The sequence below is a fragment of the Faecalicatena contorta genome, assembly GCF_022835095.1.
In the GTDB taxonomy this organism is placed as follows: Bacteria; Bacillota; Clostridia; order Lachnospirales; family Lachnospiraceae; genus Faecalicatena; species Faecalicatena contorta.
Window position 1 is genome coordinate 1171084 of sequence record NZ_BQNQ01000001.1, and the last position, 20695, is coordinate 1191778.

22 protein-coding genes are annotated in these 20695 nt (G+C 45.4%); 17 read left to right on the forward strand and 5 right to left on the reverse strand.

The window, feature by feature from the left end:
• Positions 1-58: 58 nt before the first annotated feature.
• The 17 genes from MWG26_RS05275 (at position 59) to MWG26_RS05355 (ending at position 16276) form a co-directional block, all read left to right on the forward strand.
• The gene (locus MWG26_RS05275) at positions 59-244 is read left to right on the forward strand and encodes a small, acid-soluble spore protein, alpha/beta type (protein WP_025655017.1); all 186 of its coding nucleotides are present in this window, start codon (positions 59-61) and stop codon (positions 242-244) included.
• A 60-nt stretch (positions 245-304) separates the two neighbouring features.
• Positions 305-976: a WecB/TagA/CpsF family glycosyltransferase gene (locus MWG26_RS05280; RefSeq protein WP_025655018.1), complete on the forward strand. Its 672-nt coding sequence runs from the start codon at positions 305-307 to the stop codon at positions 974-976.
• 2 nt (positions 977-978) lie between these two features.
• Positions 979-1848 (forward strand): YitT family protein, encoded by an 870-nt coding sequence (locus tag MWG26_RS05285; protein WP_044926500.1) that lies wholly within the window; start codon positions 979-981, stop codon positions 1846-1848.
• A gap of 204 nt (positions 1849-2052) precedes the next feature.
• Positions 2053-3144: a PucR family transcriptional regulator gene (locus MWG26_RS05290; RefSeq protein ID WP_025655019.1), complete on the forward strand. Its 1092-nt coding sequence runs from the start codon at positions 2053-2055 to the stop codon at positions 3142-3144.
• Positions 3145-3170: 26 nt separating this feature from the next.
• Positions 3171-3857, forward strand: a complete 687-nt coding sequence (gene ftsE, locus MWG26_RS05295) for a cell division ATP-binding protein FtsE (protein WP_009002218.1) — start codon at positions 3171-3173, stop codon at positions 3855-3857.
• Positions 3847-4800, forward strand: coding sequence for a permease-like cell division protein FtsX (locus tag MWG26_RS05300; protein ID WP_025655020.1), 954 nt, complete (start codon positions 3847-3849; stop codon positions 4798-4800). Before ftsE ends, MWG26_RS05300 begins: the two co-directional genes overlap by 11 nt.
• Before the next feature lie 9 nt (positions 4801-4809).
• The gene (locus tag MWG26_RS05305; protein ID WP_025655021.1) at positions 4810-5952 is read left to right on the forward strand and encodes a murein hydrolase activator EnvC family protein; all 1143 of its coding nucleotides are present in this window, start codon (positions 4810-4812) and stop codon (positions 5950-5952) included.
• 35 nt (positions 5953-5987) lie between these two features.
• Positions 5988-7196, forward strand: coding sequence for a S41 family peptidase (locus tag MWG26_RS05310; RefSeq protein ID WP_117441217.1), 1209 nt, complete (start codon positions 5988-5990; stop codon positions 7194-7196).
• 947 nt (positions 7197-8143) lie between these two features.
• Positions 8144-9475 (forward strand): aspartate--tRNA(Asn) ligase, encoded by a 1332-nt coding sequence (aspS, locus tag MWG26_RS05315; protein ID WP_117441218.1) that lies wholly within the window; start codon positions 8144-8146, stop codon positions 9473-9475.
• A gap of 62 nt (positions 9476-9537) precedes the next feature.
• On the forward strand, positions 9538-10692 hold the full coding sequence (locus MWG26_RS05320) for a hypothetical protein (RefSeq protein WP_117441219.1): 1155 nt from the start codon (positions 9538-9540) through the stop codon (positions 10690-10692).
• A 56-nt stretch (positions 10693-10748) separates the two neighbouring features.
• Positions 10749-11042, forward strand: coding sequence for an Asp-tRNA(Asn)/Glu-tRNA(Gln) amidotransferase subunit GatC (gene gatC / locus MWG26_RS05325; RefSeq protein ID WP_025655023.1), 294 nt, complete (start codon positions 10749-10751; stop codon positions 11040-11042).
• A gap of 13 nt (positions 11043-11055) precedes the next feature.
• The gene (gene gatA / locus MWG26_RS05330) at positions 11056-12531 is read left to right on the forward strand and encodes an Asp-tRNA(Asn)/Glu-tRNA(Gln) amidotransferase subunit GatA (protein WP_025655024.1); all 1476 of its coding nucleotides are present in this window, start codon (positions 11056-11058) and stop codon (positions 12529-12531) included.
• Positions 12532-12534: 3 nt separating this feature from the next.
• Positions 12535-13968, forward strand: a complete 1434-nt coding sequence (gene gatB, locus MWG26_RS05335; protein WP_025655025.1) for an Asp-tRNA(Asn)/Glu-tRNA(Gln) amidotransferase subunit GatB — start codon at positions 12535-12537, stop codon at positions 13966-13968.
• A 273-nt stretch (positions 13969-14241) separates the two neighbouring features.
• Positions 14242-14550, forward strand: a complete 309-nt coding sequence (locus MWG26_RS05340; protein ID WP_025655026.1) for an ArsR/SmtB family transcription factor — start codon at positions 14242-14244, stop codon at positions 14548-14550.
• Positions 14551-14648: 98 nt separating this feature from the next.
• Positions 14649-15647: a permease gene (locus tag MWG26_RS05345; RefSeq protein WP_025655027.1), complete on the forward strand. Its 999-nt coding sequence runs from the start codon at positions 14649-14651 to the stop codon at positions 15645-15647.
• A gap of 61 nt (positions 15648-15708) precedes the next feature.
• Positions 15709-16059 carry a thioredoxin family protein gene (locus MWG26_RS05350; RefSeq protein ID WP_025655028.1) on the forward strand — a complete coding sequence of 117 codons (351 nt, stop codon included), beginning with the start codon at positions 15709-15711 and terminating at the stop codon, positions 16057-16059.
• Positions 16060-16084: 25 nt separating this feature from the next.
• On the forward strand, positions 16085-16276 hold the full coding sequence (locus MWG26_RS05355) for a hypothetical protein (protein ID WP_025655029.1): 192 nt from the start codon (positions 16085-16087) through the stop codon (positions 16274-16276).
• A gap of 102 nt (positions 16277-16378) precedes the next feature.
• On the opposite strand, the gene MWG26_RS05360 is transcribed toward MWG26_RS05355, so the two are convergent.
• The 5 genes from MWG26_RS05360 to MWG26_RS05380 form a co-directional block, all read right to left on the reverse strand.
• A complete protein-coding gene (locus MWG26_RS05360) occupies positions 16379-16879 on the reverse strand; it encodes a GNAT family N-acetyltransferase (protein ID WP_025655030.1) in 501 nt (166 codons plus the stop codon).
• Between the two features lie 95 nt (positions 16880-16974).
• Positions 16975-17685, reverse strand: coding sequence for a hypothetical protein (locus tag MWG26_RS05365; protein WP_025655031.1), 711 nt, complete (start codon positions 17683-17685; stop codon positions 16975-16977).
• The gene (locus tag MWG26_RS05370; RefSeq protein WP_025655032.1) at positions 17682-18383 is read right to left on the reverse strand and encodes a fluoroquinolone export ABC transporter permease subunit; all 702 of its coding nucleotides are present in this window, start codon (positions 18381-18383) and stop codon (positions 17682-17684) included. The genes MWG26_RS05365 and MWG26_RS05370 overlap by 4 nt, the downstream gene beginning before the upstream one ends.
• Positions 18380-19240 (reverse strand): ABC transporter ATP-binding protein, encoded by an 861-nt coding sequence (locus MWG26_RS05375; protein ID WP_025655033.1) that lies wholly within the window; start codon positions 19238-19240, stop codon positions 18380-18382. The genes MWG26_RS05370 and MWG26_RS05375 overlap by 4 nt, the downstream gene beginning before the upstream one ends.
• The gene (locus MWG26_RS05380) at positions 19227-19823 is read right to left on the reverse strand and encodes a TetR/AcrR family transcriptional regulator (protein ID WP_025655034.1); all 597 of its coding nucleotides are present in this window, start codon (positions 19821-19823) and stop codon (positions 19227-19229) included. Before MWG26_RS05380 ends, MWG26_RS05375 begins: the two co-directional genes overlap by 14 nt.
• Positions 19824-20695: the final 872 nt, after the last annotated feature.

The window sequence follows — 20695 nt, forward strand, 5'->3', positions numbered from 1 at the left end:
TTGAATGTCGTACGTATTTTAGGCAATACTCCTACCAAAAAGAAAGGTAGGTATCAATATGTCTGAAAAGAAATCAAAACCAATTGACTTGAAAAATCTGGAGCCTGAAGAGAAGGTGAAGTATGAAATTGCAGAAGAACTGGGCCTTTTAGATAAAGTTATGGCAGAGGGATGGAAGTCTTTATCCTCAAAAGAAACAGGACGGATCGGAGGTCTGATTACGAAAAGAAAACGAAAGAGTTGAAAAATCTGCAGATTTTTGATACAATTGTACGACTGGGGAGAAGAAGCACAGGTGGTGTAGATGAAAGAGAAGATTAATATCTTTGATGTGGAGATTGACGGCTTCACAGCAAAAGCCGCTATGCAGGCGGCTGTGCAGTATATGCAGAGTGAATCCATCAATACGATTGAAATTATCACGCTGGATATGCTCATGCAGGAAAAGGACAATCCTGCATGGAAAGAAGATACAAAAGCAATGGATATGGTGCTTCCGGGAGAGAAAGAGATACTGGAAGCGGCGGAAGTACAGGATAGATATTTACTAAAGGATGTAGCAAATAAAGTGTTTCTTAAAATGTTCCTGCGCTACCTCCAGAAAAATCGAAAGAAGATCTTTCTGATGGTGCAGTCCGAGCAGGAGATGATAAGCCTCAAAGAGGCTGTGGAAACATACAACAGAGGAATTACGGTGGCGGGCTATGGCGCCCTGGACGTAGAAGGAAAGTCCGAGGAGGATGTCATTAACAACATCAACGGTGCGGAAATTGATTGTATACTTTCTGTACTGCCCTCACCGCAGCAGGAGGATTTTATTGTCAGAAATGCCGCGCTGCTCAATGCCCGTGTATGGCTGGGATGCGGCAGGGCTCTGGAACAGAGCTTCAGCGAGAAAAGCGGAGATGGAGTACGCCGTTTCTTTTTGAAAAAGGTATTCCGTTATCGGGTGGGAAAACAGAAGAAGGAGAATTGAGCATGCATAGATATCGGGAAAAACCCGTGTATATAAAGTATGCATACATCGCTGTGGGGACAGGAATCGTATCTTTTGCCATCAAATGTATTTATGAACCCAACAGCCTGGTAGTCGGCGGATTTTCAGGGCTGGCTATCATCATTAAGAACCTTACGGAAGGGATTCTTCCTGGCGGTATTCCTCTCTGGTTTACGAATGCCGCCCTCAATGTGCCTGTATTTCTTGCGGCACTGAAAGTAAAAGGCAGGTCATTTATCGGCAGGACCTTATTTGCAACCGCCATGGTTTCGGTCTGGCTGGGAGTTCTGCCCGAGTTTTCCTTTATTCAGGACAACCTCCTGCTGGCCGCCGTGTTCGGCGGGGCGCTGCAGGGGGTCGGTATGGGCCTGGTATTTTCAGCCAGGGCAACGACCGGAGGAACAGACATGGTCGGGGCAATTATCCAGAATTATCTGCGGCAGTTTTCCGTGGCGAAGATTATGATGGTGCTAGACGCTGTGATTGTCATAGCCGGTGGATATGTGTTTGGTATTGAACGCGCGCTTTATGCAATCATTACCATTGTGGTGGTCAACCGAATTGCGGACGCAATGATAGAAGGGGTGAAATTCGCAAAGGCTGCTTTTATTATCACAGACCGGTACGATGAGGTGGCAGAGACGGTCATGCACGGAGTGGACCGCGGACTTACCGGTATATATGCAAAAGGCATGTATACAGGGAAGGACCGATGCCTGCTCTACTGTGTGGTTACAAAGAAAGAACTGGTGCAGTTGAAGGAACTGGTGGGCAGAATCGATGAAAATGCGTTCATTATTGTGAGCGATGCCCGTGAGGTTATGGGTGAAGGATTTTTCCCCGTAGAATAAGATTTGTGAACAATGTATAATGACGAAAATATGAATTTTTTGTAAAAAATATGAGGAAATGCATAAAAAAAGTGGATTTCCTCTTTATTTTTTTGACGTTATGCATTAATATATATCTTGTATATGTACGTTCTTCACATTTTTTGATGCCGGAATTTGTGAAAAATGCACATGAATAGAGTCATAAAGCGGAGGAGAGAAAGTATGATTTCAAATCAGATACTTCAAAACACAATTGAGGGCCTTAAGAATATTTCCAGGATTGATTTCAGTGTTCTGGATACGGAAGGCAAAGCGCTTGCAGCCACATTTGAAGATACAAAGGATTATGAAAGTGCAGTCCTGTCTTTTGTGGAATCTCCGGCTGACAGCCAGGTTATTCAGGGGGATCATTTTTTTAAGATTTTCGATGAACAGCAGCTGGAATATGTTCTGCTGGCCGGCGGTGAGAACGAGGAAGTATACATGGTCGGCAAGATTGCGGCGTTTCAGGTTCAGAGCCTGCTGGTAGCATATAAAGAGAGGTTTGATAAGGATAATTTTATCAAAAATCTTTTGCTGGATAATCTCCTGTTAGTGGATATTTACAACAGGGCCAAGAAATTACATATTGACACAGAGATAAAACGTGTTATCTTTATTATTGAAACATCTCACGAAAAAGACAGCGTAGCGCTGGACAATGTTAGGAACCTTCTCGGAGGAAAATCAAAAGACTTTATTACGGCTGTGGACGAGAAGAATATCATTGTGGTCAAGGAACTTACTGATAAAGACGGCGGCAAAGAGCTGGAGAAGATGGCAAAGGATATGCTGGAAATTCTGCGCAATGAATGCGGGGAAGAACACATCCATATTGCATACGGAACCATCGTAAATGACATCAAGGAAGTTTCAAAGTCCTACAAAGAAGCAAAGCTCGCACTGGATGTGGGCAAGATCTTCTTTGACGAAAAGGACATTGTGGCATACAGCACGCTGGGTATCGGACGCCTGATCTATCAGCTGCCGATCCCGTTATGTAAGATGTTTATCAAGGAGATCTTCGAGGGGAAATCTCCGGACGATTTTGATGAGGAGACATTGACGACTATCAACAAGTTCTTTGAAAATAGTCTGAATGTATCAGAAACGTCCAGACAGCTGTACATTCACAGAAATACTCTGGTATACCGGCTGGATAAGCTGCAGAAGAGCACCGGGCTTGATCTGCGCGTTTTTGAGGACGCGATTACGTTCAAGATTGCTCTGATGGTGGTAAAATACATGAAGTATATGGAGTCATTGGAATACTAATGAGTATGAATAATTAGGAGGAGCATATGATTGAATTAAGAAATGTAACGAAGGAGTACTCTAAGGGCAATGCCGCCCTGAACGGAGTTTCCGTCAAGATTGAACAGGGGGAGTTTGTGTTCATCGTGGGAGACAGCGGTTCAGGAAAGTCTACTCTGATTCGTCTCATTATGAAGGAGTTAGATCCGACGGAAGGGACGATCATAGTGAACGGGCAGAACCTAAACAGAATGAGGCATCGTCACATTGCGAAGTACAGAAAAGGCCTGGGGGTTGTATTTCAGGATTTCCGGCTTTTGAAAGACAGAAATATCTATGAAAATATTGCTTTTGCACTGCGTGTGACAGAGACACCGACAAGAGTTATCAAGAGGAAGGTGCCGGCGGCGCTGTCGCTGGTGGGACTGGCCCAGAAGTATAAGTCATTCCCAAAAGAGCTGTCAGGGGGAGAGCAGCAGCGTGTTGCGATTGCGAGGGCGATTGTAAATGAACCTGCTATTTTGTTGGCCGACGAGCCGACTGGTAACCTGGATCCAACAAACTCATGGGAAATCATGAGTCTGCTGAAAGAGGCGAATGAGAGAGGGACAACAGTATTGGTTGTTACTCACAACCAGGAGATCGTAAACGAGATGAACGAGCGCGTCATAACGATGAAACAGGGCGTTATCGTCAGTGATGAACAAAAAGGTGGGTATTTCGATGAGAATTAGTACATTAGGATACGTAGGAAAACAAGGGGTTAAGAATATCGGGAGAAACAAGATGTTTTCGCTCGCATCAGTTGCGACAATGTCAGCTTGTATTTTCCTGTTTGGATTATTCTTTTCTATCCTGCTGAACTTTCAGTATATCATAAAGTCAGCGGAGGAAGGGGTGGCTATCACCGTATTTTTTGACGAGGATGCCACACAGCAGCAGATCGATGATATCGGGGAAGCCTTAAGAAGCAGGGACGATGTATCGAAAGTTAACTTTGTGTCAGCGGATGACGCATGGGACAAGTTTAAGAGCGACTATTTTAAAGACAATGCAGATCTGGCGGACGGATTTAAAAATGACAACCCGCTGGCCGGATCCGATAACTATGAAGTATATATGAAAACAGTGGAGAAAAATGATGCGAACCTCTCTGTCAGGAGCAAGTCGCTTGCTTCCACTCAGCAGGATCTTGTCAAGTTTGCCAAGGGCCTGGACGGGGTACGGAAGGTGAACAAGTCTGATGTTGTGGCAAACACGCTTTCCAGCGTAAATGTACTGGTAGGGTATGTATCCATCGCCATTATTATCATACTGTTTGGGGTATCGATCTTCCTGATCAGCAATACGGTAACCATGGGTATTACGGTGCGTAAGGAAGAGATTGCCATTATGAAATATATTGGGGCCAAGGACTTTGTCGTCCGGTCACCGTTTGTTATTGAAGGTCTTCTTATGGGACTTGTGGGCGCGATTATACCGCTGGCCCTGCTGTATGGACTTTATGGCAAGGCGGTCGAGTATGTATTGACCAAGTTCCAGATTTTGAACAATATCATTAATTTCCTGCCGGTTACAACGGTATACCGCCTGCTGCTCCCGATCGGGCTGCTGTTAGGTGTGGGAATTGGTTTTGTCGGAAGCTACTTCACTGTACGTAAGCATTTGAAAGTATAGGTGGCGCCTATGAGAAGACGAAAGAGGAGTATAATAAGTACAGTTTTGGTCATTGCTTTGAGTTTGGGCATGGTGCTCAATGTAAACGCGGCTACTGTGGATGAAGCACAGAAAAAGGCGGAGGAACTGGAGAACCAGAAAAAGGCCGCCGAAAAAGAAAAGGACTCCCTGGCATCTCAGCTTAACTCGATCATTGCAGATATGAACGACACAAAAGAAAAGCTGGAAAAGAAACAGGATGAGATCCAGAAAGCGGAAGACGAGCTCGTTCAGGCAAAAGTGGATGAGAATGACCAGTATGAAAGCATGAAGAAGCGTATTAAATTCATGTATGAGAATGGGAACTCCCAGTTATTGGAGATATTGGTTTCCAGTGACAGTATTGGGGATTTATTAAATAAAGCGGAGTATGTTTCGCAGATTTCTGCATATGATAGAGATATGCTTATTGAGTTCCAGGACGTAGTGAAAGACGTAGAAGAGAAAGAGGCTTCTCTCAAGGATGAGTATGAAGTGCTTTCGGGCCTGCAGGAAGAACTGGTTGCCAAGCAGAATGAAGTTCAGGCACTGCTGGACAGCAAAAAGATACAGCTCGCCGATCTGGAGAAGCAGATCGGAGATAATGCGGCGACCCTGCAGAAGCTGATAGAGGAAGCGGAAGCAGAACGCATCAAACAGGAACAGCAGCAGGCGGCCCAGCAGGCAGCACAACAGCAGCAGCAGTCATCCGGCGGGGGCAGTTATACACCGCCAAGCACCACGCCTGTTGTCAGTGGAAGCGGCCAGTTTACCAATCCATGTCCGGGGGCAGTTATATCCAGTACGTTTGGATACCGGGATTTTGACGGTGCCTTCCATAAGGGGCTGGATCTTGCGGCAGGAGAGGGAACACCTACATACGCAGCGGCCGACGGTACGGTTGTGATAGCGGGATGGAGCGACAGTGCCGGGAACTGGGTAGTCATCAACCACGGCAATGGATTAACGACAAAATATATGCATCATTCTGCACTTTGCGTGACAGCCGGCCAGACCGTTGTGAAGGGACAGCAGATCGGATATGTGGGCAATACCGGTAATTCATTCGGCGCGCACCTGCATTTCCAGGTGGAATCCGGCGGCGTGGCAGTGGATCCCTTGGGCTATCTGTAAACATACAGAATAATTTCAAAGGTTGGACATGAAATATGGATCATAAAAAGAGTTTTATTAAGGGGGCGCTTTCCGGCGCCCTCATTATGCTATTAATTGTGATTTTGGGTTCCGGAGTGTGGAAGGCGGTCTCAGTCAGGATGGCAGGGGGAGAGGCAGAAGCTGCACAGATCTCTGCGGAGAGTGAGACCGATAAGAAGCTGAATATGTTAAGCAATGTTATAGACCAATATTATCTTTATGGAGATGATATAGATGAAAAAGCCATGCAGGACGGCATATACAACGGCTATGCCAGTGGTCTGGGGGATCCTTATACGGTTTACTACAATGAGGAACAGACCCGGGATCTGCTGGAGTCAACAACCGGGGAATACAGCGGGATCGGCGCCACGCTGCTGCAGAATTACCAGACCAGGCAGGTGACGATCGGCAATATCTATAAAGATTCTCCCGCGGAGGAGGCCGGACTTAAAACCGGAGATACTCTTTACCAGGTAGATGATCATGTGATTGACAAAGAAGATCTGAGTGAGATTGTGTCCTGGATCAAAGGAGAGGAAGGCACGGAGGTGGCTCTGCACGTCTACAGAGGCGAGAACGCGGAGGAGGTCGTCTGTACAGCTACCCGCCGTAAGATCGAGACACAGACTGTCGAGTATGAGATGAAGGAAGACCAGATCGGCTATCTGCGGATCCTGGAGTTTGATACAGTCACATTAAAACAGTTTGAGAATGCCCTAACCGACCTGGAAAACCAGGGCATGAAGGGCCTGGTTATTGACCTTCGCTCCAATCCGGGCGGCAATCTGGATACAGTGGTAGATATGCTGAGGATGATTCTCCCGGAAGGGACGATTGTATCTACCAAAGATAAAGACGGCAACGTTATAGAGGAAAAAAACGAAGAAGATCATGAATTCAAGAAGCCCCTGGCAGTTCTTGTAAATCAGGCCAGCGCCAGCGCTTCTGAGATATTCGCAGGAGCGGTGCAGGATTATGGCGTGGGTAAAATCGTCGGCATGACCACATACGGCAAGGGGGTTGTACAGCAGTTGGTGAATCTGGGAGACGGAACCTGCCTGAAGGTGACCATAGCCGAATACTTTACGGCGGCAGGGAGAAGCATAAACAAAAAGGGGATCACGCCGGATGTAGAGGTCGAGTATGTGGCGGATCCTGATCATGAAGATGCGGATAACCAGCTGGATAAGGCAATTGAAGTAGTAACAGAGGGGCTTTAGAAGGCAAGCTGTGGGTTTGGGGGGATATTGGGACGCTGAAAAACCGGGAAGCCAGCCCCACGACGGGAGCATCTATGCCATTTTAAAAATCCGCTCCGTTTACGTAAGAGGCCCTAAATAAAAAAACATAGAAAATGAAGGTCCAGCGGCATGCAACCCGAAATCTGATAATTTCGGGTTGCATGCCGCTTCAGAATTTGACGTGATACGTCAAATTCTGCCCTCCATTTTCTATGTTTTTTTCTTAAGGGCCTCTAACGTCAACTCTAGGACCTTTAAAATGGCATAGATGCTCCCGGCGTGGGGCTGGCTTCCCGGTTTTTCAGCTGGTACATCCGACCGGAAGGAAAGGCTTGCCTGCCTGGAGGGGTCTGTAAGCGGGGACGGTGTATGAATTCGTTTGAGGGTACGTATAAGTACCGGTAAGCGGTGGAGTGGTTGTGTTATTGTTGACTTAACTATTGACATATATGGAGATACCATACATTCTGATGAACTATATAAAAATTATTTGGATAAAAATTATTTGAAAAAAACTCCTTGCAATCGAAAAAGAGCTGTGCTATGATTGTTAACAAGTTTTATCAGAGTAAACTGTGAAATGGAGAAAGGCTGTGAACAAGACTCTGATTTTCAGAAACTGACAGGAAGTTGGCGTCACCGACTGAGAGCGCCGGACAGTGGAGAAGATCAAGGGAACACTTGGGAGCTGATCAGCTGAACCTATGAGTAGGCTGGTACGTATGGCATACGTTACATGCGCAAAAGTGGGGCAGACATAGATACATTACGTTTGTCCAATGCGGGTGGTACCGCGGATTATATTACGAATCCGTCCCGGGATGCAGATGCATCCCGGGGCTTTTTGTTTATATGGGATTTCCTGTATATTTCAATTGTTTTAGTATCCGGGATGCAGTCATAAAGGAGCAGAAAGGAGAAGAAACATGGAATTTGTAACAGGAGTTAAACAGAAGGACACATTGGAATTGAACGAATTGCTGAGAGAGGGAATGACTGGGAATTGTGTCAGATTGAATGGTGCAGTCCATGCTATCCGGAATATGGGGACGGTGGCATTTGTGATTTTGAGAAAGAGAGAAGGCCTTATCCAGTGCGTTTTTGAGGAGGGAGTTTCAAAATTTAACTTGAAGGATTTGAAAGAAGCTGATACAGTCGAAGTAACAGGAATACCTGCAGAGTCTGAAAAAGCACCTCATGGCATTGAGATCAGAATTGAAGAAATAAAAGTTCTGAGTGAACCGGCGGAACCGATGCCTCTGCCTGTTTCTAAGTGGAAGCTTCATACTTCGCTGGAAGCAAAACTGAACTATCGGCCGATTTCGCTGCGCAACGTCAGGGAGCGGGCGAAGTTCAGGATACAGGAAGGCATTGTCCGGGGATTCCGTGATTTTCTGTATGGAGAGGGGTTTACGGAAATCCACACGCCTAAGATCGGCGCTAAGAGTGCTGAGGGCGGGGCGAACCTTTTCCGTCTTGAGTATTTTCACAGGCCGGCTATCCTGCAGCAGAGCCCGCAGTTCTATAAGCAGATGATGGTCGGGGTGTTTGACAGGGTGTTTGAGACGGCGCCGGTCTTTCGGGCCGAGAAGCACAATACAAAACGCCATCTGAACGAGTATACGAGCCTGGATTTTGAGATGGGCTACATTGACGGGTTCGAAGATATTATGGCGATGGAAACAGGATTTCTCCAGTACACTTTTGAACTGCTTGAGAATGACTATGCAGGGGAATTAAAAATTCTTGGAATTGAACTCCCGGAGGCGGAGAAGATACCGGCTGTCAGATTCGATGATATCAAAAGAAAAGTATCTGAAAAGTACGGGCGGGGCATAAAGAACCCCTATGATCTGGAGCCCGAGGAGGAGCAGCTGATCAGCCAATATGCAAAAGAGGAATGGGATGCAGATTTTGTGTTTGTCACCCACTATCCATCCAGAAAGCGGCCGTTTTACGCGATGGATGATCCGGCGGACCCAACCTTTACACTGAGTTTCGACCTGTTGTTTCGGGGAATGGAAATCACAACAGGGGGCCAGCGGATCCATGACTACCATGATCTGAAAAAAAAGATGGAAGCAAGGGATATGGCAGAGGAAGGAATGGAACAATATCTGAGTGCATTCAAACACGGTATGCCGCCCCATGGAGGCCTGGGAATCGGGCTGGAGCGTCTGACCATGAAAATACTGGGCGAAGATAATGTGCGTGAGGCAGCACTATTTCCCAGAGACCTGAGCAGGCTGGAACCATAAACCTCAAAGGGGTCAGACCCCTTTGATTTTCGAAAATTACGGATGAGAAATGAGAGGGGCCTATGTCAAGGAAAAGTTGTTATCTATGTGGAGGAAAATTAGTAGAAGGACGTTGTCAGGATTGTGGTCTGGACAATACAAGAAGTGAGAGGAAGACCTACCGGCTGAACTACAGCCGGACGGAAAACAGGATAAAAAGCCGCGGAGAAGTAAAGGATACCTGGGATTTTGATAACCGGGATGAGGAAGTTATGAAACGGGCGGCAAAGAAATCGAAAGATAAACCGGAAAGAAAGGCATATCAGACAAATGATTCCGGACCATCCGTTCAGAGGACCGCACATCCAGATGAGTACAAATACAGCTATACAAAGCCTGTTATGAGGCCGAGAACAGGGAAATCAACCGCAATATCTAAAAAACAAGGTAAAACATTTTTTGTGATTATCATTATTGTTTTTCTTTTCATTGCGTTTATCGGTGACTTTTCTAAAGATAAATTCAACGACGTTGAAACGGGGAGCATCCAGGTAACCGAGGAACCCGGGCCGTCAGATCCCTATGAATTTGTAAGCCGTGAATTGTCTGATACCGGTGAACATTTTGAGAATGTTCTGGAACCAGGGCTGTATATAGGCGGCATCCATGTACCTGAGGGCAGATATGATATATATCTGGAAGAAGGACAGGGGGAAGCATGCGTGGATGACTATGAAAATTCTATTTATTTATGGCAGTTTTTCGGGGATGAAGAGTCAAACGGAGATTTAAAAGAATGGAATGACGTCAGAATTTATGAGGGCGCTGTCCTGGAAGTATCGGGGGATGTCAGGCTTTTAATCGTCACAGAAAACGGGCAGACATCTGATATGAAAGGAATGAGCAATCCGCTGAAGGATGAAGTTGCGCTCACTCAGGGAAGAAAACTGACCGTAGGAGAAGATTTCCCGGCAGGGGTATACGATTTCCAGGCGGTTTCAGACTGGACGACGATCAGTTACAGTATTCCGCTGAATACGAACTATGAGGATCCGGAGTTGAACTATTTGAATAAAAGCAAATGGCTGGCGCGCGATGCCATGAATACTGTCTTCCGAAACGTCGTGCTGCCCGAAGGCTCAACCGTATGTGCGGATGATGGGGACGCCAGAATGATTCCAAGCAAGTTGATTGAATCAGAAGACTATGATTCATATTACGATGCGTATAGATATTAAAGGGGTCAGACCCCTGTGCAGAGGGGTCTGACCCCTTTGCAGAAAAGGAGGATATGATGTCTAATAAAATTTCTAAAGAAACGATTGAGTATGTCAGTATTCTTGCCAAGCTTGAACTGTCTGAGGAGGAGAAGGGAACGGCCCGGACGGATATGGAGAAGATGCTGGATTATATAGATACATTGAACGACCTGGATACGAGCGGTATTGAACCGATGTCTCATGCATTTCCTCTGCATAATGTGTTTCGGGAGGATGTTGTGACGAACGAAGATCATAAAGAAGATATTTTAGCAAATGCTCCCCAGAGGAAAAATGACAGCTTTGAGGTGCCTAAGACGATCGGATAGGAGGAAGCAGAAAATGGATATATTGAGCCTTACAGCTCTTGAGCTGGGGAAAATGATAAAAGATAAGAAAGTGACGGCAGGTGAGGCGGCGAGAGCGGCAATTGAGCGGGCGAAAGCGCTGGAGCCGGAGATACACAGTTATGTGACTCTGGATGAAGAAGGGGCAATGAGGCAGGCGGCTGAGGTGCAGAAGCAGATTGAGAATGGTACGCTTACGGGCCCGCTGGCGGGCGTGCCGGTGGCAGTGAAAGACAATCTGTGCATAGAAGGCCAGCTTACAACCTGCAGTTCCAGAATCCTGTCCGATTTTAAACCGGTATACACGGCGGAAGCAGTGTTGAATCTGAAGAAGGCAGGGGCAGTGGTACTCGGGAAAACGAATATGGATGAGTTTGCAATGGGCAGTACGACAGAAACCTCATATTATGGTCCAACGAAAAACCCGCATAATCCAGCCCATGTACCGGGCGGGTCATCGGGCGGGTCCTGTGCTGCGGTGGCTGCACAGGAGTGCTGGTTCTCACTGGGAACAGACACCGGCGGTTCTATCCGCCAGCCCAGCTCATTCTGTGGAGTAGTGGGATTAAAACCCACCTACGGCACCGTGTCACGCTATGGCTTGATTGCGTATGGCTCTTCCCTCGACCAGATTGGGCCGGTGGCAAAGGATGTATCTGACTGTGCGGCCATACTGGAGGCTGTCTCTTCATACGACCCAAAAGACAGCACGTCAGTAAAACGGCAGGACTACGATTTTACCAGTGCTCTTATGAATGATGTGAAGGGATTGCGGATTGGTATCCCTGCGGATTATTTAAAAGAAGGGCTGGACAAAGAAGTAGAAAATGCTGTCATGGAAGCGGCAGGCGTTCTGAGAGAAAGAGGCGCCATAGTAGAAACCTTTGATCTGAGTCTTGTACAGTATACAATCCCCACTTATTACGTGATAGCTTCTGCAGAAGCCAGCTCTAACCTGGAACGCTTCGACGGCGTAAAATACGGGTACCGCACGCCGGATTATGACGGGCTTCACAACATGTATAAAAAGACGAGGTCCGAAGGTTTTGGCGCAGAAGTAAAACGCAGAATCATGTTGGGGGCTTTCGTTTTGAGTTCAGGTTATTACGATGCCTATTATCTGAAGGCACTGCGCACAAAAGCATTAATAAAACAGGCCTTTGACCGTGCCTTTGAATCATACGATGTGATACTTGGGCCGGCTGCACCCACGACGGCGCCGGAACTTGGTAAATCCTTACGCGATCCGATGAAAATGTATCTGGGCGATATTTATACGGTTGCAGTCAATCTGGCCGGCCTGCCGGGGATGTCCGTACCGGTGGGCAAAGACAGCAGAGGCCTCCCAATCGGAATGCAGCTCATTGGAAGCTGTTTTCAGGAGAAAACACTGCTGCGTACCGCATACACATATGAATGTGCAACAAACAAACGGCATGAAGCGCCGGCTGTGGCAGGAAAGGAGGCGTAAGGGATGGCAAAGCAGTATGAGACCGTAATCGGACTTGAAGTCCACGTAGAGCTGGCGACAAAGACAAAAATCTTTTGCGGCTGCAGCACAGAATTTGGAGGCGCCCCCAATACGCACACCTGTCCCGTCTGTACCGGAATGCCAGGCTCCCTCCCCGTGTTAAATAAGCAGGTCGTGGAGTATGCCATGGCAATCGGACTGGCTTTAAACTGTGAAATAACAAGGCTGTGTAAGTTTGACCGTAAAAATTATTTCTATCCCGATAATCCGCAGAACTACCAGATCTCCCAGCTTTATCTTCCAATCGCAAGAAACGGCTGTATCGAGATTGAAAGCGGCGGCGGAAAAAAGAAGGTCCGTATTCACGAGATGCATATGGAGGAGGATGCCGGTAAACTAATTCACGATGAATGGGACGACACCTCACTGGTAGACTATAACAGAAGCGGCGTCCCTCTGGTGGAAATTGTATCTGAGCCGGATATGCGTTCAGCAGACGAGGTGATCAGTTACCTGGAAAAGCTGCGTATGATCATTCAGTACCTGGGTGCTTCCGACTGTAAGCTGCAGGAAGGCTCTATGAGGGCGGATGTGAACCTGTCTGTGAGGGAAGCGGGCTCGGATAAGCTGGGAACCAGAACCGAGATGAAAAACCTGAACTCCTTCAAGGCCATTGCAAGAGCAATAGAGGGAGAACGGGCACGCCAGATCGAGCTCCTGGAGGCAGGAAAACAGGTGGTTCAGGAGACCCGGCGCTGGGATGATAACAAAGAACATTCTTATGCAATGCGCTCCAAAGAAGATGCACAGGATTACAGGTATTTTCCGGAGCCGGATCTGGTACCGATCGTCATCAGCGATGAGTGGATTGCCGGGATTAAAGCGAAGCAGCCAGAGCTTCGCACAGAAAAGCTGGAACGCTATCAAAAAGAATTCGATATTCCGCAGTATGATGCGGAAATTATCACAGAGTCCAAGAAAATGGCGGATATTTTTGAAGCAGCAGCTGCAGTCTGTGGAAAGCCTAAAAAAGTTTCCAACTGGCTGATGGTGGAGACGCTCCGCCTGCTCAAAGAAAATAATATGGAGCCGGAGGATATCAGATTCTCCCCCGAAAACCTTGCAAAGCTGGTAAATCTGACAGAAGCCGGGACAATCAACAGTTCTGTGGCGAAAGAAGTTTTTGGGAAAATATTTGAGGAAAACATCGATCCTGAGGTCTATGTGGAGGAAAATGGTTTAAAAACAGTTAATGATGAGGGCGCATTAAAAGCAGTGATAGATAAAGTAATAGAAGCAAATCCGAAATCTGCGGAAGATTATAAGAACGGGAAAGAAAAAGCAATTGGGTTTCTGGTCGGGCAGACAATGAAAGCTATGAAGGGGAAGGCTGATCCGGGTTTGATTCATGAGTTGTTGAGGGGGAGTTTAGATTAGATGGGGGGCGCCTGCCCGGGATATCGTGTACGGCAGCGGCGGGAATGTCTGCAGGTGCCGTACACGATATCCCGGGCAGGTTGCGTTCATCCGATCGGAAGTATAAGATCGGTGGGGCAACTGACGGGGGAGACGGATGGGAGATGGCTTTGCGGTTTTTTAGGATAGATATGCCAAATGAATGGGTAGTGCTGGAAAATTTAAAATACATATTGACATTAATCGATGTGTTATGTATAGTATAAATTGAGCAATAAAAAGGGGTGTTGATGAGTGAACGAGAATGAAAAAAACGCAAGGATATTCAAAGCTTTTTGCGATGCAAATAGACTGACAATTTTAGGTTTGCTGCAAAGTGGTGAAAAGTGTGCGTGTAAGTTGCTGGAAGAACTTAATATTGGCCAGCCGACTTTATCACATCATATGAAAATATTATGCGATGCGGAAATTGTTGTTGGACGTAAAGAAGGGAAATGGACGTACTATTCTTTCAATCCAGAGGGCGTCATCCGGGCACGGGAACTTCTGAATCAGATTACAACAGTAACGGGCAATACAAAAAAATCTAGCTGCACAGACTAATGAGCCGCCAGAACAGATGGCGGCTTATATATCAAATAACACATCGATAAATTGCAATATATAAATGGAAAGGGGAGAGTTTATTGGAAGTTACTCGAATGATTTGGGACTTTTTTCAAAATCAGATTTTGGGCATGAGGTGGCTTAATGAATTAATAGGCGGCGGCTTATCTGCCGTAGGGCTTAACATTGAAAGCAGAATAGGTGCCAGTATTCAGTTTTTCCTTTACGATACAATTAAAATCACAGTTCTGCTTTGTGTTTTAATCTATCTGATTTCCTATATTCAAAGCTATTTTCCACCCGAAAGAAGCAAGAGGATTTTAGGGCGTTTTCATGGTGTGGGCGCAAATATCGCTGCGGCACTGCTTGGAACAGTCACCCCATTTTGTTCATGTTCCTCTATCCCTCTGTTTATCGGCTTTACTAGTGCAGGGCTGCCTTTGGGTGTAACATTTTCATTTCTTATATCGTCTCCAATGGTTGATCTCGGCTCTCTTGTTCTGCTAATGAGTATATTTGGTTTGAAAATTGCGATTGTCTATGTTCTTGTTGGTTTGGTTATCGCGGTTGTGGGCGGCACAATTATTGAAAAACTACATATGGAAAAATACGTCGAACAGTATATCAAAACAGCAGGAAGTGTAGATATTGAAGCCCCGGATTTGACAAAACGTGATAGGTTCAAATATGCGTGGGAACAAGTAGCAGCTACTTTCAAAAAAGTATTTCCTTATATTCTGATAGGTGTCGGGATAGGTGCTTTCATTCATAATTGGATACCACAAACATGGATTGAAACTGCGCTCGGAAGCAATAACCCGTTCTCTGTAATCTTAGCTACTCTTGTAGGTGTGCCCATGTACGCGGATATTTTCGGAACAATTCCTGTTGCCGAAGCACTATTTGCCAAAGGGGCCCAACTTGGTGCAATTTTATCTTTTATGATGGCGGTTACTACTTTATCCCTTCCCTCAATGATTATGCTCCGAAAAGCAGTAAAGCCCAGATTGCTTGCCTTGTTTATAGGTATTTGTACAGGCGGCATTATCATTGTTGGTTATCTGTTTAATATATTCCATTCTTTTCTCATATAGGGTGTTTTAGAAAATATGTTGTTAGCAAATAAAAAAATTACATTAAAAGGAGATTATCATAATGGCATTATTTGGAAGAAAAAATAAAAGAGAAGGAACTGCCGCCTGCTGTGGAGGTAACTGCAATGAAGAAAGTATGGCCAAAGCCGAACAAGCAAAAAAAGAGGGGGCAAGCGTTAAAATATTGGGAAGCGGCTGCGCAAAATGCAATCAGCTTGAAGCCGCTACAAAAGCGGCATTAGAACAGCTCTATATGGATACAGCTATCGACCATGTATCCGATTTTACACAGATTGCAGCTTATGGCGTAATGACTACACCTGCCCTCGTTATTGACGGAAAAGTGGTATCTTATGGAAAGGTACTAAAAGTTGACGAAATAATAAAAATTCTGAAAATGAGTAGAGGATAATTCTTCAAAAAGGAGGTAATATAAAGTGAAGTGTCCAAACGTCAAAAAATGTGCCTGCCCAAAAAAGACCTGCCCGAATAATGGAAAATGTTGTGCCTGCGTAATTAAGCATAAAGAAACAGATAGCTTACCTTACTGTCTCTTCCCTGATAATGAAGGCGATAAAAGTCTTAGTAATTTTTATAAAATGCTTAAGACAAGATTTGAAAATGAATAGCAGTACCACATGGTGAGGCAGCGGATGAATTAGCAAGGAGTTGGGAATTTAGCAATATCCGCAGTAAATGGTAAAGCAAAAGCCAGACTCCCCGCCATCCACTCAGAGAGTATACTCCATAATATAGTCATCCATCACAAATCCATTGCCGATATCTGCTACCTGCGTATCAATGGTTTTAAACCCGAAATGGCTGTATACGGCCAGAGAGCCATCGTTGTGTTTATTACAGGTCAGCCAGATTGAGGAGAGGCCCCTCTGGCGGCAAAGGTTCTTCAGAAATTCGAATGCCTTTGTGGCCAGATGGCGTCCGCGGCAGTCTTTTCTAATATAGATTTTACTCAGAAATAACCGGCCATTCTCGGGGTGAATGCCGCAATATCCGCAGAATTCCCCCTTGTCAAAAAGCTGATAGTATTCGTAGCCATCTTTCAGCTGTGTCTTCAGTGCGGGAACAGACTGGAACTTGTCTATCATATATTCTACCTGGCTGGTTCCGATGATAGGGGTAAAATGTTCGTGCCAGATCATTTCTGCCAGTTCAGCAACTTCCTGAATCTGCCGGTCATTGTCTACTTTTAATGTTTCAAATGTTTCGGTCATAATCGTACTCCTTTTTTATGTAATTCCTGGGTGTCTACAAAATCAAGTATACCACTTTTCGTAAAATAGGAAAATAGTTTAGCACATACATCTTATTACTGCACTCTTTTCAAAAATTTCCGGGTGAAAAAAGCAATCCATAAGAAGCAGGATATTACGCCAAATGCAAAGGTAAATACATTTACTCCGTCCATCAATATTTTTCCAATCCAGAACGAAGGCAGAAAAGCCATGAAGTAAGAATAGGGAGCAGGAATAAACCATATTAAGATAAGCCCTAGGAAGCTGATCCCCATTAGTTTTGAAAGCGCAAGTCCCTCAACACGGTTTCCGGCAACCGATACAATCATCATTGCTAAAAATATACTTGTAAAACTGCTGATCAGAGAGCTTGAGAGAATGACTCCAAAAGATAGGGAGGAAAGATTGAAAGCTGCAGCGACGAGTATCGTGATTATGAATGCCCCTGTCATTGGTAAACCAATACGCGCCACTAAATAAGAATATCCTTCTGCCGGGGTAATCTGATAAAATGCATTTAATCCTTCATCTCTCTCTTCTAGCAATAAAAATGCGGATATCATTGCCGTAAACAAGGGGGCCAGACAAATCAGCATACCGTCGGCAAGGCCATACCAGGCTGTTAAGGGGAACGAGAATTCAGATGTCAGAACTGTGTTGAAAAAAGGAATAGCAAGCTTAAAAAATATGCCTGCTAAAAATGGCGCTGGTATCAGGACAATTAGCATTCCGTCTTTTGATATTTGTTTCAGGCCAATTTGGAAGAGCTTCACGGTATGTTTCATAAATTCTTGCCTCCTTCTGATTGTAATGCATTACGAATCCGTTTATATGCTAGTACTAAAAGCACTACAAGCCATAGAACCAGAACAATTCCCGGCAGTACATTTATATGTCCTGCTGCATCAATTGAACTGACGATCATATGCCACAGCGCTGTCCCCGGAAATATCTTTAAAAGTGGATGAGTCATTCCGAATGCAGTCAGAACAGGAGGAATTGATAATAATACTGTGGGGAGGGCGGCAATGATCATATAATGGTTTACGGAACGTGCATAGGAAGCCGCAATCAGCCCAATGAGATTAAACGCTACGGCTCCAATGAATACACTGAAAGACAAGGATACGAAGCGGACGATACTTCTCATACTGATCAACACAATAAGATCAGCCGATATCGTTGACAGAATTGCCAGTGATATAGATTTTGACAATATATACTCGCAGGGACGAAGAGGGGAAACACTCCAAAAACGATGTAAGCCCTCTCCCTTTTCCAGCAGCCAGATGCCGCCTGTGAAGAATACACCAAGCATGGCAGGATCCGTCAATATGATAAGGGAAGCTGCCATTATCTTGTATTGGGAGGGGATTAAAAGCAGCACTGCAATATAAACCCCACTGAAGAATGCGTACAGAAAATAAAAACCATATTTTATTTGAAACCGGATATCATTCTTTAAGGCGTGAAAAAATCTCATTGTAAGCCCCTCCCTGTCAATGAAATAAAGATATCCTCAAGCGTCGGTTCTTTTGAATGAATACTGGTCAGTGTCCCATTTTTCATTGCGGTTTGAAAGTCCCGGGCATCGGCCAGACTGGAAAGAGTACAAACACTTTGTCTTTCTTTTCCATGATCGAAAAAACAATATTCAACCTCTGTATCAGATCTGCTTTTACGCAAAGCATGCGGCGAATCTATCGTTTTCACCGTACCGTCAACAATAAAAGCAACACGGTCGCAGAGTTCCGCCGCATCATGCATGTTATGGGTCGTTAATATGATGGTTTTCCCCTTCTTTTTCTGTTCCAATATCATATCCTTCAACACCCTTGCATTTGCAGGATCAAGGCCGCTGGTGGGCTCGTCCAGAAAGAGCAGTTTGGGATCATGCAGCAATGAACGTACAAAACCTAGCCGCATTTTCATACCTTTTGAATAGCTGGAGACTTTTTTGCCGGCATCAGGGCGAAGGCCAACCTTTTCTAAAAGTTCCAATGGATCGGTTGTTCTGCCGGAATAAATCGAAGCAAAATACTTTAAATTTTCGAGCGCAGTAAATTTTTCATAAAAGTTGGGAAACTCAAAATCCACACCGATATTTTCATAATAATCGCTGGTTCTGTGCCTGATTTCGTCACCAAAAACACGGACACTCCCGCGATAATCGCGGAGAGTTCCTGTTAATATTTTCTGTACGGTACTTTTTCCAGCCCCGGACGGGCCGAGAAAGCCAAATATTTCGCCCTGCTTCACATCAAAACTAATCCCCCGTATAGTATCATCCTTTGAGGCAGGATATTTTAGATAAACATTCTGGACATCAATTACTTTCATCGCTTACAATCTCCTTTAAGACACCATCCAGGATGATTCCCATAATAGTCTGCTGATCATCTGTCTGATCCTGCTGCAGGCTGAGAAAACTAATCGCCAGTGTCTGCAGTGTTTTTGTTGCAATTTCAATGCCGCATGTAAAATGCACCCCATATTCCTGCAGCTTAATAAGTTCATGACTGTCGTCCCGGGTATGCGCTTCAATCACTTCCGGAGGAAGTTTGCGGAACAGATATTCGGCGATTTCACTGTTCGTCTGGCTCAGCATAGGATAGCGCTCCAGTTCCCCAAACATCCAGAGAAAGCACTGTTTACAAAGATCCCTTGGCGGCAAGGAACGGTGATTATTCAAAAATGCATCCATGTCACCCCACATTTTTAACTGCAGATTTGCAGAAATATCCATGTAGAGGTGTTCTTTATTCGAGTAAAAAGAATAAAAGGAACCTTTCGCAATACCGGCGGCCTGTACAATCTCATCAATGGATACTTTTTTGATACCATATGAAGTAAATAAACGTTCACCTTCCTGCAGTAATTTTTGCTTAATCATTTTTCTTTCAGTATCGCTGAACTTTGGCATAATTAATCCTCCGATCAATATGACTAATTAAAATTATTTGGTCATATTGATCATAACGCCAGCATTACACTTTGTCAAGAGAAAATCGGGATTTAGCGACGGGCTTTAGTCCCGGGGCGGATTGAGGGGGACGCTTACCGTGAGCCGGGAGATGCTGCGGCAAGTGTCTGCCCTGTTGGAAATACAGCCCGCTGCGCCAGGCAGCAGTAAGAGGAAATCCGCAGAGCCAGCCGGAACCGAACACATTCACCGCTTAATCTAATGATTAAGCGCCTCAGGTGTTCTAAAAAGCTGCTTCGGGAGCAGCTTTTTTCCGGCTGGTTCTGCGGATTTCCTCTAACTGCTGCCAGGCTCGCTAACATGCATTTCCAACAGGGCAGGCACTTGCCGCAGCATCTCCCGGCTCACGGTAAGCTGGTTCATCCGGCCGGTAGGTTAGAACCCGTTACTAAGATGGGGCCTCAAACGGGGGCGGCGGATGGTAACTGGCTATGCGTATCTTGTATCTTGCATAGGATTGTCGATGAGTACCAGCAGATTGGCCGCCCTGACTATTGCATGATTAAAAAACTACTGGCACTGAAACACCTCCGGTAAGTTTTCTATCTGCATTCATACAGGGAGGGATTAAATTCACTTTTCATATATATTTAACCCTGTTTTCAAAAAACTTACTTGGGACATAAAAGTCCCGCCAATTCAATCCCATCCGCTGCCCCCGTCCGGGCTCCCACCAGGGAACGAGCCCTCCCCTGCATCCCTGTCATTAAGCGTCCCCATCCGCGCCGAGACTAAAGCTCGCCACTAAATCCCGATTTATAAAGTTTTTATTTTTTTTATTATTTTATTAGCACTCATCTATAAAGAGTGCT